Below are 15,947 nucleotides of genomic sequence, written 5' to 3' on the forward strand. Positions count from 1 at the left end.
ATCACTAATAATCGATATACCCATGATCTCTACATTCAACTCACATTTCGCACCCTCCCAACGAAAATCGGGAGGATTTTTTCGTTCCGATGTCGAATGAATCCTTGACACACAAGGAAAGTGAAGGAGTTTTTCTCTCATGAACGTTCAAGTCAAAAAGGTCTATCGTAATGATTATTTGAATATAATAAGTGCCCTATTCAAGAAACTGGGCCTGCCCCAATTGATTGACCATCTCGTTCCCGTTGATCCACAGTGCCAGACTCGAGTCAGCGATGCCGTTCAGGCCATCATCTACAATCTGTTTGACGGCCGGCAAGCCCTCGTTCACGTGGAACGATGGGCTCAGGAGGTCGATTGTGAGAAACTCATCCGTCCCGGTCTCCATCCTTCCTGGTTGAACGACGATGCCTTGGCTCGTCATCTCGACCGCTTGTATGAGGCCGACATTCACAAGGTGATCAGCACTTGCTTGATTCACATTTATCGCAAAGAAGGCCTTTCCCTCCGAGCCTTTCACGCCGATACGACGGACAAGACGGTTTACGGCGCGTATGAATCGGCCTCATTAGAGGCTTTGCAGATCACACATGGCTATAACCGCCATCATCGTTGGCAAAAACAGATCGGCTTCGGACTGGTCGGCAACGAGGACGGCATCCCGTTTTACGGCGATGTGCACGACGGCAACCTGCCTGACAAAACGTGGAATCCGGAGGTGCTGTCCCGTGTCCACGAACAGCTCAAACAAGCCAAGATGGAAGACGAATGGATTTACGTGGCCGATTCCGCCGCGATGACAAAAGACACTCTGGCGCAAACCAAAGCGGCCAACGCCTTTTTGATCACCCGAGGCCCTTCGTCGCTTCGGATCGTGAAACGGGCATTAGCGGAGGCCGATTCGGCCCACATCCCGTGGAGCGACCCCTTTACCCTGGCGGAGAGAAACGGCGCCACGTACCGGGTATGGGAAACATCCTCCACCTATGAAGGCCACCCCGTTCGGCTGATCGTCGTCGAATCGAGTGCGCTCGACCAGCGAAAAGGAAAGACGCTCGAAAAAGAACGAACCAAAGAAGCGGAGCTTCTTCGCGAGGAACAAGCCCATTGGGAGCGCCACCCTTTCTCGTGCCGGGAAGACGCTGAACAAGCCTTGGCGTCCCTCAAGACGTCCCTTCGCCCACGGTTTCATCAGGTCAAGGCCGCGGTCAAAGAGATCGTACGCCCGAAAAAACGGCGCGGACGGCCGAAAAAAGGGGCGGAACCCGAGATGGAGACGCGGTATCTCTTGCGCCTTGACGTCGAATTCGACCAAAACGCGTGGGAACAGGCAAGACGGAAAGCGTCCCGGTTTGTCCTCGTCACGACCGTTCCGGAGGAATGGAAGGGCCAACAAATGGATGCCCAAGAGATCTTGAAGCTATATAAAGGGCAGATCTCGGTGGAAATGAACTTCGCTTTTTTGAAAGACCCTTTTTTCACGGATGAGATCTATGTCAAAAAGCCAGAACGAGTTGCGGTATTGGGCTATTTGTTTCTCTTGGCCTTGGCCATTTACCGCGTCTTTCAGCGCCGGGTGCGCCAGTTCATCACACCCGAACACCCATTAAAGGGCGCCGGAGGCCGCAAGCTGACCCGACCGACGGGGCAGGCGATTTTCCAGCTGTTTCAATATGTGAACGTCGTCCTCCTGGAGCTGCCGGATGGACGCATCCAACGCTCACTGGATCGCTCCCTCACCCCTGAACAACGAAGGATTCTGCAGGGGTTGGGGCTGGATGAGAGCATTTACGTGTAACGTCATACGGAACGACCAGCGATGGTAAAAAAAGGATAGCCATCGCTCGTCGTGTTGGTCAAAAAGTTATTCTGAAAAACTAAATAAAAAATCCTTTGTTTTGACCTTGTTAGGGTGCGAAATGTGAGATTCAAACAAGCAGATACGGCTGAAAATCCATTTAAATTTTCGGTTGCCATTTTGGACTCTCTTGCAAAGAAGGCGGGATTTCAATCACGAGATTCCGTCATAAGGAACCCGTGTTCACATCAAAGACTTTTGTCAACCTGGCTAATGTTGATGATTCATTTCAAATGGTGTTCATGTACCAAGGGAAAAGGGAGTTCTTATCAACACCTATGAGGAGCGCATGCGAATCATTGTTTATGGCACCAGACTCTATAGTGGGAACCAATTACCAATAAAAAGGATTGTTTTGCAGATTGACCTTTAAAATATAAGAAAATAATCAAAACGATTTTTTCATTTTTCGATTTTGTACGTAACCAACTAAATTTCTCCAATGACTTAAAACCTTATCTATTTTATTGGTCCATCTTTTCTGTATCCCAATAAAGAGGGAGCGATAAGCTTCTTAAGTTATAGAGATACACGTGATGAAGTACGTCCAATCGCTATATCTTGTGAGTGAAGAAACGATCGACAATTTACTTTATCTAGTAAGTATCGAAATCGATTTTTTTGCTAAGGGCAGCCACCCGCTAACCCCGTTCAAGATTTTTACCTTATAGGTAACTCCCGTTTTGAGCATATTATCCCCCCTAACCGCCTTTTCGCGGCTAGGGGAAGCTTTATTTCCTGCCATCGTTGCACGAAAAACGCTCAACAATGCGATGCGGAATAATAATGCGCTTGACTGGTTCATTTGGGTTGGCGATTTTTTCGATTAAACTTTTTGTTGCTTCATAACCGAGCTGGAAAATGTGAATGTCAACGGATGTAAGCGGCGGGCGCGACATTTCGGCGAGCAAGGTGTTGTTAAAGCTGACGATCGACACATCTTCCGGAACGCGCAGGCCGATTTCATCGAGCGTTTTGACCATCCCGAGCGCCATGAGATCGTCGGCGACCACCAGCCCGGTCGGCGGCTCAGGCAAAGAAAGCAGCTCTTTCATCGCCTCTTGGCCGCCTTCTTGCAAAAACTCTTCATGAACAACATATTCCGGTCGGTACGGCAGCCCGGCTTCACGGAGCGCCTCTTCATAGCCGGTTTGGCGGTCGATGGTCACCAAATATTGCGGATTGCCGCCGACAAAGGCGATGCGTTCATGGCCGTGGGCGATTAAATAGGTCGTGGCGTCTTTTCCTGCCTGCACGTTGTCGTTGTCGACATGGGTCACTTGGTCCGCCTTTTGGTGCGGCTTGCCGATGACGACGAATGGGAAGTCATGTTTTTGCAAGTATTTCATCAGCTTGTCGTTTTGCCTTGAATAAAGCAAAATGACGCCGTCAACGCGCCGCCCTTGCAGCATCTCGACAACCCGCTCGTAAATGTCACTCTCTTTTTCCCCGGTCGACATTTGCAAGGCGTACCGCTTTTCATGGGCGGCTTTGCTGATGCCGCGGATGACTTCCGGGAAAAACGGGTTTTGCAGCGCTTGGTCGGCGGAGCTCGGCATGACGATGCCGATCACTTGCGTCGCTTGGCTGGCGAGGCTGCGGGCGATAAAATTCGGATGGTAGCCGAGCTCTTTCATCGCCTCGCGCACTCGCTGCTTCGTTTTCTCGCTGATGCGCGGGCTGTCAGCGATCACCCGCGATACGGTCGACGGCGCGACATTGGCCCGCTTGGCGACATCTTTAATCGTAACGGTCATAGACTCCCTCCTCTCTAGAAATGTTGATGCATCGCGGCTTTCCTTATTCATCTGCCCGTTTGGCTCGTTTTTTCACCATGTATAAAAACAAGATGAATAGCGCGTAAACCGCGACTAGCGTGGCGATAAACGGCACGTTCACCCCCGTTTTTTCCCGCAGCTTGTACACTTCCGCCGTTTCGCGTTCCAATACAAGATCGTAGCCGTCTTCATCGCCGCGGACGAGGTCATCGAGCAAAAAACCGCGCAATTCCTTGTTTTTTGGCAGCTGGTCATTCGTTAAATGGACGTGCTGCGTTTCGCCCGTGTTGTTAATGGCAATGACCGTCGTTTCCTCTTTGTACCGGCGTTGAAACACCGCCATGCCGTCTTTCTCATACAAGAGCGTAAAATCGCCGCGCCGCAACGACGGCAGCTGCTGGCGGAGCGGGCCGATTTTCTTTAAATAATCGATAATTTCCGGATCAGCCCGGAAGTCCATCAATCGGCGGTTATCCGGGTCCGGACCACCGTTCATCGCGATTTCCGTTCCGTAGTACATGATCGGAATGCCCGGAGCAGTGAACAAATACGTCATCGCTACCTTAATGCGCGAAATCGGATTGTTGCGGTTGTCAATCGAAAGTTTCGTAAACCGCACGGTATCGTGATTGTCCAAAAACGTCCCGAGCAAGTACGGGCGGTCGTAAAACGTTTTGTTGTATTCCCAGGCGTCATACAACGGCCGGAGCGATGCATCGCGCCTAGCAAGCGACTGCTTCACCGCGCCATACAGCGGATAATCGACAAAACCGTCGATGCCGTATTGGCCGTACTCGGCAATATAGCGCGGATCGTCGCTCCACACTTCGCCAAGAAGGAAAAAGTCTTGTTTCACCGATTTCACTTCTTTGGCGAACTCCTGCCAAAATGATTTTGGCACATGGCGCACCGTATCGAGGCGATAGCCGTCAATGTCCGTTTCTTTGATCCACCATTTGGCCGCATCGATTAAATATTTCTTGACTTCTGGATTTTCCTGCGCTAAATCCGGCAGCCCATACACCCATCCGTTTTCTAGTTGTGTTTGATCATTCCAGTCGAAAATCTCTTTTTTCGGATGGAACCAATCTTTTTTCGCCGGGTCGCGAAGCCATGGATGGTCGTAGCCGACATGGTTGGCGACAAAGTCCAAGATGACTTTCATATGGCGCTTGTGCGCTTCTTTGACAAGCGTCTTCAAATCATCCAGCGTGCCGAAATGCGGATCAACGCGATAAAAATCTTTGATCCAATACCCATGATAGCCGCCCGGCATGTTTTCAAAAATCGGCGTCAGCCAAATGGCGGTAAACCCCATTTCCTTAATATAATCGAGCTTCGCTGTCACCCCTTTTAAATCACCGCCAAAATATCCTTTTGGGTCGTTGACATTGATGTCTTGGTCGTTCGTCGGATCCATATTGTTGAAACGGTCGACCATAATGAAATAAATCGCTTCATCTTGCCACGTCCGTTCTTCTTTTTCCGCCGCCGTAGCCGGCATGGCATAAAAAAGAAGGAACGGAAGGATGAACAGTACAACAAGACGGTTCCCCATTTCCGTTTCCCTCCTTTACTGTCCGTTTGTCCGCTTGGAAACGGGTAAGCCCACTATTTATGATAGCGGTTCTTACCCTTTTGTGCCACCTGCTGTTAAGCCGGAAATCAAATATCGCTGCAAGAACAAAAAGACGATGGCAATCGGAGCGGCAATCAAAATCGAACCGGCGGCAAAGCGGGTGAAATTGTTGGCAAACCGGTCGCTGATGAAATTGAACAATCCGACCGCCAGTGTAAATTTGTCCGGATCGCGCAAGACGATCGACGGCAGCAAAAAGTCCGTAAACGGCGCCATGAAATTAAACAAGGCGACAACGGCCAAAATCGGCTTGGCTAGAGGCAGCATGATGCGGAAAAAGACGCCGAAATGGCCGGCTCCGTCCATGCGTGCCGCCTCGTCCAATTCGCGCGGGATCGTGTCAAAATAGCCTTTCACAAGCCAGGCGTTAAACGGGATTTGCCCGCCGACATAAATGAGAATGAGCCCCCAAAGCGAATCAAGCAGGTGGAGCATGTTCAGCAAAATATACAGCGCCACCATCGCCATAAGCGAGGGAAACATTTGCAAGACTAAAAACAAATACAGCCCCGTTTTCCGCCCGACGAATTTGTAGCGTGAAAACGCATAAGCGATGAGCGCCGTAAAGAAAACGGACAACACCGCGTTCACCGCCGCAACAAACAAGCTGTTTTTATACCAAAGCAAGTAATCGCTTTGCGGGCTGGTAAACAGCCACTTGTAATGCTCGAGCGTCCATTTTTCCGGAATGATCGACGCCGAGTACAAGCTCGTGCCCGGATTGAGCGACATGCTGATGGTCCAAAGAAGCGGATAGGCAATGACAACAAACATAAACGCAATAAACAAGTAAATGAGCGTGACTTCAATATGCGATTTCCATTTGCGGTTCATTACATGTTCCCCTCCTCTTTAAAGGAACGGGTGCGCCGGAATTGGTAAATAGCAAATCCGCTGACGATCAAGCCGATGATGAGCGAGATCGCAGCTGCCATATTGTAGTTGTTCGTCGTAAACGTCAAATCGTACACCCACGAAATGAGAATGTCCGTTCCGCCGGCATTTTGTCCGCGCACCGCCGGACCGCCATCATTAAATAAGTAAATGATGTTAAAGTTATTAAAATTCCCCGCGTATTGCATAATCAACAGCGGTGCGGTGGCGTACAGCACATGCGGCAAGGTGATCGATTTGAACTTTTGCCAGCGCGTCGCCCCGTCGATATCGGCCGCTTCGTACCAATCGCGGGAAATGCTTTGCAAGACACCGGTAAATAACGCAAAGACAAACGGGAAACCAAGCCATGTTTGAATCAAGATGAGCGCCACTTTCGTCCAAAACGGGTCAGTCATCCACGGAACCGACAACCCGAACAAGCTCAACACCTCACGGTTGATCGCCCCGAATTTATCGTTAAACATCGCGGCAAACACTAAAATCGTAACAAACGCCGGCACGGCCCACGGCAAAATGAGCACCGTGCGGATGAATCGTTTAAACTTAATGCGCGGATCGTTGACGAGCAGCGCCAAAAACAGCCCAAGTGCAATTTGCATCGTCGTCGCTACGACCGTCCAGACGATCGTCCATGCAAGGACGCTGAAAAACGTGCTTTTCCAAATCGGGATGGAGACTAAGTTTTTGAAGTTTTCAAATCCGACCCAATTCAACAAATGCCGCGGCGGCGAATGATACAAGTTGTAGTCCGTAAAGGCGAGCGACACCATGAACAACAGCGGCAGCACAACGATAAACAAAAGCATGACAAGCCCAGGCGTGACAAAGATGTACGGAAACCCTCGGTCCCATGCGTTCCGGCACGATTCAACAAGCGAGGGAAACGGCTCGCCGCGCTGCCGCCGGCGGGCGTCGTTGCGGGCGTCAATGACGTTGGCAACGTGCAACGCAACGGCAAAAGCGATGATGATCACGGAAACAAGCCCTTGAATCAACAAGAAAATCGAATGATCGAGCATCGGAATTTCGCCGAGGGTCACCAGTCCCCACAGCCCGATGTTCAAAAAGTTATAAAAGGTGATAAGGAACGCCGCTTCGATGATGAGGAACAAAATTCCTTTGATATAGCGGCGGTTGTACAATTGTCCAAGGCCGGCAAACAGCAATGACAGCGCCATCGCCACCGCCGGCCGATGACGGACGTTCGCTTCCGGCATCGGAACTCCCTCCTATCGATGGATAAGAACGGTGGATAGGGATGATCCTATCCACCGCCATATGACGTATTATTTTCCAGCACCGCTAGCCGCGATTTTGTCTTGAATCGTTTTGACCGCTTCGCTGAGCACTGCTTTCGGATTATCGCCTTTCGCGATAAATTGCAGCGCGTTGCCCATCGGCTCCCATACTTGCGACATTTCCGGCACGTTCGGCATCGGCTCGCCGTATTGGATTTGCTCGGCAAAGCCGGCGATCAGCGGGTCGTTCGTGATTTTTTCGTTCGTCAACGCTTTTTCGTTTGCCGGCATTTCCCCGGCGACTTCATAGTAATGAAGTGAATTTTCCTCGTTCGTCACAAACTTCATGAAATCGACTGCCCACTCTTTGTTTTTCGAATAAGCGGACAACATCCATGTTTTGGCACCCACAAACGATTTCGGATGTTCGCCGTTGTCGAGCACCGGCAGCGGCGCTGTCGCCAGCTTGTCGCCTAACGCTTCCTTGTACGAAGCAATGTTCCACGGGCCGGTGATGGCGACCGCTACGTTCCCTTTCGTAAACAGCCCGTTCATAATATCGCCGGTAATTTCTTTCGGAATGTATCCGTTTTTAAACCACGATTGGACAAGCTCCGCTCCTTTAACCGCCCCGTCGTTGGCCAAGCCGATGTCGCTCGTATCGTATTTGCCGTTTTCATTTTTGAACACATAGCCGCCATAGCCGGCGAAGAACGGATAAACGAAGTAGAAGTTCGTCGCTTCCATTAAAAAGCCGTATTGGTCTTTGGCCGCATTCGTTTTTTCTTTGGCGATCTTCATCAACTCATCCATCGTTTTCGGCGCTTCCGGCACTAAATTTTTGTTATAGAACACGCCGTATGTTTCCACGACCGCCGGCACACCGTACGTTTGGCCGTCATACGTCACCGCATTGACAGCGGTCTCGCTGTACTCGTCTTTCGCATCGCCAAGATCAACCGGATCGGCCAAGCCTTGCAGCACAATGTCGCCGATGCGGTCATGCGGCTGGTAGAACACGTCCGGCCCTTTGCCGGCTGGGCCGTCAAGCGCCAATTTTTTCGTTTGGTCAAGCATGTTGACGGCGACCATTTCGATTTTGATTCCGGTTTTTTCCGTGTACTTTTGGAAAATATCCTTCAATGCTTGTTTTTGTTTTTCATCATCGTTCACCCAAACGACCAGCTTTTCCGGTTTCTTCGCTTCTTCGGTCCCATTGTTGGTCTGTTTTGGCTGCTCCGCATCCCGCTTCGGCCCGCAGGCGGAAAGCAGACCGACAAAGAGCACCGCCATGAGAAACAACGACAACGCTTTTCTCATAATCCCCCTCCTATTTACCATGACAGAATCTTCGCAGTCCAATCATAAGGAAATCGTTTGCACAAACAAACCAAAACCATTTCTATGAAAACGATTGCACTGCTTATCTCTATTATACCTCCTAATTTTCATTTTACAAGCTTTTTTTCTACTAAATTTGACTTTTCCCCTCCCTTTTCGTACTCTTGAATCAGAGGATAATAATGATGCAAACGATTGCTTTTGAAAATATGAAGGAGGAGAGGCCAAATGAGGAAAGAAGCAATCCACCACCGACCGACCGATAACTTCGCCTATGCCTATGATGGCGAAACGCTTCATCTTCGGCTTCGGACCAAAAAAGGGGATGTCGACAAGGTGGAGCTGCTGCACGGCGACCCATACGAATGGCGGAACGGCGCTTGGCAGTTTCAAACGATGCCGATGCGAAAAACGGGAAGCGACGAGTTGTTTGACTATTGGTTCGCCGAAGTCAAACCGCCATACCGCCGGCTGCGCTACGGGTTTATGCTGCACTCAGGAGAGGAGAAGCTCATTTATACCGAAAAAGGGTTTTACGTTGAGGCGCCAATCGATGACACGGCTTACTACTTTTGTTTTCCCTTTGTTCATCGGGGCGACTTGTTTGAGGCGCCGGATTGGGTCAAGGATACAGTCTGGTATCAAATTTTCCCTGAGCGGTTCGCCAACGGCAATCCGGCGATCAGCCCGGAAGGAGCGCGCCCATGGGGGAGCGAAGATCCGACGCCGACGAGCTTTTTTGGCGGCGATTTGCAGGGGATTATCGACCATCTCGATTACCTTGTTGACCTTGGTGTGACCGGCATTTACTTGACGCCGATTTTTCGCGCGCCGTCCAACCATAAATACGATACCGCCGATTATTTTGAGATCGATCCGCATTTTGGGGACAAAGAAACGTTGAAAACACTCGTCCAACGCTGCCATGAAAAAGGCATCCGCGTCATGCTTGATGCCGTATTCAACCATTGCGGCTACGAGTTCGCCCCGTTTCAAGATGTGTTAAAAAACGGCGAGTCCTCAACATATAAGGATTGGTTTCACATTCGTGAATTTCCGCTGCAAACCGAGCCGCGGCCGAATTACGACACGTTCGCGTTCGTTCCGCAAATGCCAAAGCTGAACACCGCCCATCCGGAAGTGAAGCGTTATTTGCTTGATGTCGCGACATATTGGATTCGCGAATTTGATATTGATGGCTGGCGGTTGGATGTTGCCAATGAAATCGATCACGAGTTTTGGCGCGAGTTCCGCCGGGTGGTGAAGGCGCAGAAACCGGACATATACATCCTTGGGGAAATTTGGCATGACGCGATGCCATGGTTGCGCGGCGATCAGTTTGATGCCGTCATGAACTACCCGTTTACGGACGGGGCGCTCCGTTTTTTCGCCAAAGAAGAGATGGGCGCGCGCCAGTTTGCCGATCGAATGGTGCGTGTGCTTCATTCGTACCCAAACAACGTCAATGAGGCCGCGTTCAATTTGCTCGGCAGCCATGACACGCCAAGAATCCTCACCGTTTGCGGCGGCGATGTCCGCAAAGCAAAACTGTTATTTTTGTTTCAGCTGACGTTCACAGGTTCGCCGTGCATTTATTATGGAGACGAGATCGGCATGACGGGCGGAAACGACCCAGAGTGCCGGAAATGCATGGTGTGGGATCCGGAGCAACAAAACAAAGAACTGCGCCAGCACGTCAAGCAGCTGATCGCGCTGCGCAAACAGCATCAGGCGCTGCGGCGCGGGGAAATCACCTTTCTTCATGCCGATGACGAAACAAACTCTCTTATTTATGAAAAAACAGATGGCAACGAAACCGTGTTGGTCATTATTAATCGGAGCGGCGAAAAAGCCGATATCCCGATCCCGCTTGACGTAAGAGGAAAATGGCTCGTCAACCTCTTGACCGGGGAACGGTTTGCGGCTGAGGCGGAAACGCTTTGCGCCGTTTTGCCGCCATACGGGTTTGTCCTCTATGCGGTGGAGCACTGGTGAGCCTGTTTCGCAGGCAACTAAGATCCGCAGCCAATCAGTGAATACCGGTGCAGCTGCCGACTGAGTACCGGCGTTACACGCGCTGGGCGATGCGCCGGTACTCAGTCGGCGTCATCCCCTCCATTTTTTTAAATAAACGTGAAAAATAAGCACTGTCATCAATGCCCACCCGTTTCGCGATGGCCTCAATCGTTTCATTCGTTTCCGCCAGCCATTGTTTCGCCTTTGACAACCGATAATACGCCAAATAATGGCTGAAGCCCATCCCGATCGTTTTCTGCATGCACCGGGTGATGTAATCCGGGTGAAAGCGAAGCTCGCGAGCGAGCCTCTCCAACGTCACTGACTCGTGAAAGTGCTTTTCGATATACGCAACCGCTGCGGCGCTGACTTGTTCGGAAGCGTTCGGGACGGAAAGCTCTTGCTTTTGCAAGTGCCAAAGGAATTCAACGAACAAAAGCAGCTGCCGAAGCGGCCGGTCGAGATCCCGTTCCACGTTCGGCTCAACGATCTGGCTGAGCAGCTGTTCGGCCCGCTCCCGCTGTTTTAGTTCCCCATATTGGCGAATCGAGAGCCGATATTGGATCGGCTCAGTGTACGTTGCCTCTTTTTCCACCACCGTTTGCCGACTTGCGATATGATCAGCGACAATGTCATAATCCGGGAGTGAAAAGTGAAGCCAAACGAGTTCCGTCCGTTCACGGCACGGGCGATGTCCGTAATGTTCCCGACCCGGGATCAACAACAAATATTGCCCACTGCCAACAGCAAATTCACGCCCGTTTTCCGTCATATATAAGCAGCCTTGTTTGACGTAAAGCAAATCGAAGACCGTAAATGTACGGCGGAAATGGCGCTTTCCTGTCGGGAATACACTTTCCGCCCCTTTAATGAACACAGGCAACGGCGGCAGCGAAAACGCGACATAGTCCATCATCGTCCCTCTTTTCTTATCGGAAAAGTACAAGTGAAATCGTTTCTTTCTCTTTCCATTATGCAACAAACTGGCTAAACTTGATATATCGTTCAAGTCGGAATAAGAAAAAGGAGTTGTCTCAACATGCGCCGTGAGGCCAAAACGTGGTCACTGTTTTCATTGACGTGGCCTATTTTTATTGAAACGATGTTGTATATGGTGATGGGAAACGCCGACACGCTCATGCTCAGCCAGTACTCGGATCATGCGGTCGCCGCCGTCGGGGTCGCCAATCAAATTATCGCCTTGACGATCGTGTTGTTCAACTTCGTCGCCTTAGCGACGGCAGTTCTCGTCGCGCAATATTTAGGCGCCCGGCGAGAACAGGCAGCGATCGAAGTATCGCTTGTCTCCATCGCTGCGAACTTGTTGTTTGGGCTGCTGTTGAGCGCTAGTTTAGCTGCGTTTAGCCGGTCGATTTTGCGAATGATGGATTTGCCGGCGGAGCTGCTTGATGAAGGGAACCGTTATTTGGCCATTGTCGGCGGGTTTTTATTCATTCAGGCGCTCATGATGACGGTCGGCGCTGTCTTAAAAAGCTATGGCTTTACGCGCGACACGATGTATGTCACGATCGGCATGAACATCTTGAATATCATTGGGAACTATTTCCTTATTTTCGGGTCGTTTGGCCTTCCTCCCCTCGGGGCGGAAGGGGCGGCCATTTCCACGGCAGTAAGCCGGCTGATTGGTTTGGCGGTATTGGTTGCTTTATTGTACAAACGAACGGGCATTTCCCTAGCCCCACGAGCGTTTCGCGCACTGCCGTTTTATCATTTGCGATCACTGCTGAAAATCGGTGTTCCGGCAGCCGGGGAACATCTTTCCTACAATACCGCGCAAATGGCCATCACTTATTTCATCACATGGCTCGGCGCCGAGGCGCTGACCGTTAGGGTGTATACACAAAACATTATGATGTTCGTGTTTTTGTTCGGCATCGCCGTCAGCCAAGGGACGCAAATTCTTGTCGGCCATTTCGTTGGCGCCGGACGATACGAAGAAGCGTACGACCGCTGCTTAAAAAGTTTATATAGCGCGATCGCTATCTCGGTGCTGTTGGCCGCTGCTTCCTATTGGTTCGCCGAGCCGCTGCTCTCGCTCTTTACTGATGACCGATCGATGATTGACCTTGGTCGCAAGCTATTGCTGTTGACGATCATCCTAGAACCGGGGCGCTCTTTTAATTTAGTCATCATCAGCTCGCTCCGAGCGGCCGGGGATGTGCAATTCCCCGTCTATATGGGCATTTTGTCCATGTGGGGAGTCGGTGTGACCGTGGCGTATGTATTTGGCATTGCCTTCGGCTTTGGCCTTGTCGGCATTTGGCTGTCGTTCATCGCTGATGAATGGCTGCGCGGGCTATTGATGCTTTGGCGCTGGCGGTCGCGCACCTGGATGAAAAAAGCGGTGGCGCCGGAAGCAAAAATGGCGTAATCCCACTTTCCACGCTATCAAATAGAATAAGAGCTGCGCCTTGCAGCGCAGCTCTTATTCTTTAATATGGATGCCGTAATGGTCAAACCAAACGTGCACTTGGCCAAGGTACGCAAGCAGCTGCGGCCCGGTCATGAGTTGCCCGAACCACGGCACTTGGAACGACTTCCCTTCCGATTCGACGAGCGCCGTCAGTTTTTCTTGATCGAAAAACTCGTGCAAGATGGAAGAACGGTCGCGAAGCAGCTGCTCGAGCCATTGTTTCACCAGCTTCGTATACTGCGGATGGTGCGTTTTCGGGTACGGGCTTTTCTTCCGGTAGAGCACATCCTCTGGGAGCAGCCCTTCCAGCGCTTTGCGCAAAATGCCTTTTTCGCGTCCGCCGTACATTTTCATTTCCCACGGGATATTCCAGACGTATTCAACGAGCCGGTGGTCAGCAAACGGCACGCGCACCTCGAGGCTTGCCCCCATGCTCATCCGGTCTTTCCGATCAAGCAGTGTCGTCATAAACCAAATCATATTTAAGTAAAACAGCTCACGCCGCTTCGCCGCCTCAGCGCTTTCTCCTTCAAGACGCGGCACTTCGGCAAGCGTTTCTTCATAACGCATTTGCACGTAGTCGTCAAGGCGCAGTTTTTGCCGCCATTCGTCTTTTAACAAGCCGATGCGCGCTTCAATCGAACGCATCCACGGAAATCCTTTTCTCGCTAAGTCGTCCGGACGATGAAACCACGGATAACCGCCGAAAATTTCATCGGCGCATTCTCCGGATAAGCTGACGACAAACTGCTCGCGAATTTGTTTACAAAACCAAAGAAGCGACGAGTCCACATCAGCCATGCCCGGAACGTCGCGGACGATTACCGCGTCATGCAAATGATGGAACAGCTCTTCTTGGGTGATCACGCAGCGGTGGTGGATCGTTTGAAACTTGTTTGATACTTGCTCGATAAACGGTGCGTCCGTATTTGGCTGAAAATCATTTGCTTGAAAATATCGATCGTTCCCTTCATAATCGATCGAGTACGTATGGAGCGGCCCTTTTCCGTCGGCGGCGAAAGCGGTGGCGGCAATCGCCGTAATGGCGCTTGAATCGACTCCGCCTGATAAAAACGTGCATACCGGCACATCGGAAACGAGCTGGCGTGTGACGGCATCGGTCAATAAAAAGCGCAGCTTTTCGATCGTTTCCTCGAGCGAATCGCGATGGACGTCGCTTTCAACGTTCCAGTACCGCCAGATGCGGAGCCCGGCGCGGGAGAAAGTCAACGCGTGTGCTGGGCGCAGTTCTTGGATGCCGCAAAACACCCCGTGCCCCGGGGTGCGCGACGGTCCAAGCCCGAACACTTCTGCCAATCCTTCATAACTGACTTCCGTTTTTACGCCTGGGTGGGCTAAAATGGCCTTGACTTCAGAACCGAACAACAGTTCCTCTTCATGTTGGCAGTAAAACAGCGGCTTGACTCCGAGGCGGTCGCGCGCCATAAATACCAGCTCCCGCTCCTCATCCCAAACGGCGAAGGCAAAAATGCCGTTTAACCAATCGACACATTGTTCTTTCCATTCTATATAAGCGGCGAGCAGCACTTCCGTGTCCGAATGGCCGTCAAACCGATAACCTTTGCGCAGCAGCTCCTTACGGATGTCCTCCGTATTGTACAGCTCACCGTTGTAAACGATCGTGTAGCGGTGTCCGTTTTTGTTCCGGATCATCGGCTGTTTGCCGCCGGCCGGGTCAACAACGACGAGCCGCTTATGGCCGAACGCGGCATGGGTGTCAAGCCATGTATTTGTATCGTCCGGCCCGCGCTTGGCGAGCGTCTCCGTCATCCCGGTAATAATCGCTTGCTCACGGCGCAAATCGCGCCCGAAATGCACCCAGCCAGTGATGCCACACATACGAACCAATCCTTTCTTTATCAAAAATGGCAGATAACGATTGTTCGCCCGAACTGTTCACATTGTTCTTTCGATCGCCCGTTCCTCTGTTTCCTTGCGGCGATCTCCGGCTATCGTTCTCCGTAGCAGGGCGATAGCCCTCCCCGCATCGGCATGATTCCATTTTATGCACTATCAGTAATTTCGATGAATTGTCCGAAGACAACAACCACACGAATAAACAAACAAAAAAGTGGAAAAAAAGAGAAATACAAGGAGGATGAAAGAAATTGGGCATTGAAGAGCGCTTGCAATGTATTGCGGAGCAGCCCCGAGCTTACGTGCAAGGAACCGTCGAGTTTGTGAACAATGAATGGATATTTTTTGATGAAGAAGCGGAAGAAGCGGCTCTCGTCGAAGAAATGGCCGAGCAAGGCATCGAGCTGTTCCGCTATGGGCACTGGCTGTCCGGACAATGGCAAGACACCGGCACGATCGCTACTGATCTCGGCATCTTTCCCCTGACAAACGGCGACCGTATCCGCTTCCGCAAACGGCTGACATACGCGTATCGGCAATGGCTTGCCTCGCTTCCTGATCCGTCTTTTTTCCAGTTCGTTCAATGGCTGAACAGCCTCGGGTTTTCGCTTTACGATTGCCTGTACTGCTACAACGGTCTATTGTTTGCCAAATCGGCCGGCGTCAATTTCATCATTTATGACAACACCGAGCAAATCGGCAATGTCCACCATTATTATGAGCGCGGCCACGCGCCAAGCGACCGATTTGAAATCACGTTTAACAGCGGTGAACGAGCGATTTGCGCTCAAATCGGCTGAAGGCGAAAGCGGTCGGCAGCTGCATCGTTTTGCTGCTGACCGGATCGTTCGCCTCAACTGCGTTACCG

Annotated in this window: 11 protein-coding genes; 4 read left to right on the forward strand and 7 right to left on the reverse strand. The window is 51.2% G+C overall.

All coding sequences use genetic code 11. The features are described 5' to 3' along the window. Positions 1-139: 139 nt before the first annotated feature. Complete coding sequence (locus tag GS3922_RS12470) at positions 140-1,798, forward strand: IS1634 family transposase (protein ID WP_063166608.1); 1,659 nt, start codon at positions 140-142, stop codon at positions 1,796-1,798. Positions 1,799-2,589: 791 nt separating this feature from the next. On the opposite strand, the gene GS3922_RS12475 is transcribed toward GS3922_RS12470, so the two are convergent. From GS3922_RS12475 to GS3922_RS12495, 5 genes are all read right to left on the reverse strand, one after another. Continuing rightward, positions 2,590-3,615, reverse strand: a complete 1,026-nt coding sequence (locus GS3922_RS12475; RefSeq protein ID WP_063166609.1) for a LacI family DNA-binding transcriptional regulator — start codon at positions 3,613-3,615, stop codon at positions 2,590-2,592. Positions 3,616-3,658: 43 nt separating this feature from the next. Continuing rightward, on the reverse strand, positions 3,659-5,194 hold the full coding sequence (locus GS3922_RS12480; RefSeq protein ID WP_063166610.1) for an alpha-amylase family glycosyl hydrolase: 1,536 nt from the start codon (positions 5,192-5,194) through the stop codon (positions 3,659-3,661). A 72-nt stretch (positions 5,195-5,266) separates the two neighbouring features. Then, complete coding sequence (locus tag GS3922_RS12485; protein ID WP_063166611.1) at positions 5,267-6,109, reverse strand: sugar ABC transporter permease; 843 nt, start codon at positions 6,107-6,109, stop codon at positions 5,267-5,269. Beyond that, complete coding sequence (locus GS3922_RS12490; RefSeq protein ID WP_063166612.1) at positions 6,109-7,389, reverse strand: carbohydrate ABC transporter permease; 1,281 nt, start codon at positions 7,387-7,389, stop codon at positions 6,109-6,111. The genes GS3922_RS12485 and GS3922_RS12490 overlap by 1 nt, the downstream gene beginning before the upstream one ends. Before the next feature lie 69 nt (positions 7,390-7,458). Further along, a complete protein-coding gene (locus tag GS3922_RS12495; RefSeq protein WP_063166613.1) occupies positions 7,459-8,730 on the reverse strand; it encodes a sugar ABC transporter substrate-binding protein in 1,272 nt (423 codons plus the stop codon). A gap of 249 nt (positions 8,731-8,979) precedes the next feature. On the opposite strand from GS3922_RS12495, the gene GS3922_RS12500 reads away from it, so the two are divergent. Further along, positions 8,980-10,746, forward strand: coding sequence for an alpha-glycosidase (locus GS3922_RS12500; protein WP_063166614.1), 1,767 nt, complete (start codon positions 8,980-8,982; stop codon positions 10,744-10,746). 73 nt (positions 10,747-10,819) lie between these two features. Here GS3922_RS12500 and GS3922_RS12505 read toward each other — a convergent pair whose 3' ends face one another. Beyond that, positions 10,820-11,680: a helix-turn-helix transcriptional regulator gene (locus GS3922_RS12505; RefSeq protein WP_063166615.1), complete on the reverse strand. Its 861-nt coding sequence runs from the start codon at positions 11,678-11,680 to the stop codon at positions 10,820-10,822. A 126-nt stretch (positions 11,681-11,806) separates the two neighbouring features. Between GS3922_RS12505 and GS3922_RS12510 the strand changes: the two genes are divergently transcribed. Beyond that, complete coding sequence (locus tag GS3922_RS12510) at positions 11,807-13,159, forward strand: MATE family efflux transporter (protein ID WP_063166616.1); 1,353 nt, start codon at positions 11,807-11,809, stop codon at positions 13,157-13,159. A 54-nt stretch (positions 13,160-13,213) separates the two neighbouring features. Here GS3922_RS12510 and asnB read toward each other — a convergent pair whose 3' ends face one another. Then, positions 13,214-15,061 carry an asparagine synthase (glutamine-hydrolyzing) gene (gene asnB, locus GS3922_RS12515; protein ID WP_063166617.1) on the reverse strand — a complete coding sequence of 616 codons (1,848 nt, stop codon included), beginning with the start codon at positions 15,059-15,061 and terminating at the stop codon, positions 13,214-13,216. 269 nt (positions 15,062-15,330) lie between these two features. On the opposite strand from asnB, the gene GS3922_RS12520 reads away from it, so the two are divergent. Further along, on the forward strand, positions 15,331-15,879 hold the full coding sequence (locus tag GS3922_RS12520) for a DUF2777 domain-containing protein (protein ID WP_063166618.1): 549 nt from the start codon (positions 15,331-15,333) through the stop codon (positions 15,877-15,879). Positions 15,880-15,947: the final 68 nt, after the last annotated feature.

The organism is Geobacillus subterraneus, assembly GCF_001618685.1.
Classification (GTDB): domain Bacteria; phylum Bacillota; class Bacilli; order Bacillales; family Anoxybacillaceae; genus Geobacillus; species Geobacillus subterraneus.

Coding starts and splice junctions, on each gene's coding strand:
- GS3922_RS12470 (WP_063166608.1), top strand. CDS start 140: ATGAACGTTCAAGTCAAAAAGGTCTATCGTAATGATTATTTGAATATA.
- GS3922_RS12475 (WP_063166609.1), bottom strand. CDS start 3,615: ATGACCGTTACGATTAAAGATGTCGCCAAGCGGGCCAATGTCGCGCCG.
- GS3922_RS12480 (WP_063166610.1), bottom strand. CDS start 5,194: ATGGGGAACCGTCTTGTTGTACTGTTCATCCTTCCGTTCCTTCTTTTT.
- GS3922_RS12485 (WP_063166611.1), bottom strand. CDS start 6,109: ATGAACCGCAAATGGAAATCGCATATTGAAGTCACGCTCATTTACTTG.
- GS3922_RS12490 (WP_063166612.1), bottom strand. CDS start 7,389: ATGCCGGAAGCGAACGTCCGTCATCGGCCGGCGGTGGCGATGGCGCTG.
- GS3922_RS12495 (WP_063166613.1), bottom strand. CDS start 8,730: ATGAGAAAAGCGTTGTCGTTGTTTCTCATGGCGGTGCTCTTTGTCGGT.
- GS3922_RS12500 (WP_063166614.1), top strand. CDS start 8,980: ATGAGGAAAGAAGCAATCCACCACCGACCGACCGATAACTTCGCCTAT.
- GS3922_RS12505 (WP_063166615.1), bottom strand. CDS start 11,680: ATGGACTATGTCGCGTTTTCGCTGCCGCCGTTGCCTGTGTTCATTAAA.
- GS3922_RS12510 (WP_063166616.1), top strand. CDS start 11,807: ATGCGCCGTGAGGCCAAAACGTGGTCACTGTTTTCATTGACGTGGCCT.
- asnB (WP_063166617.1), bottom strand. CDS start 15,061: ATGTGTGGCATCACTGGCTGGGTGCATTTCGGGCGCGATTTGCGCCGT.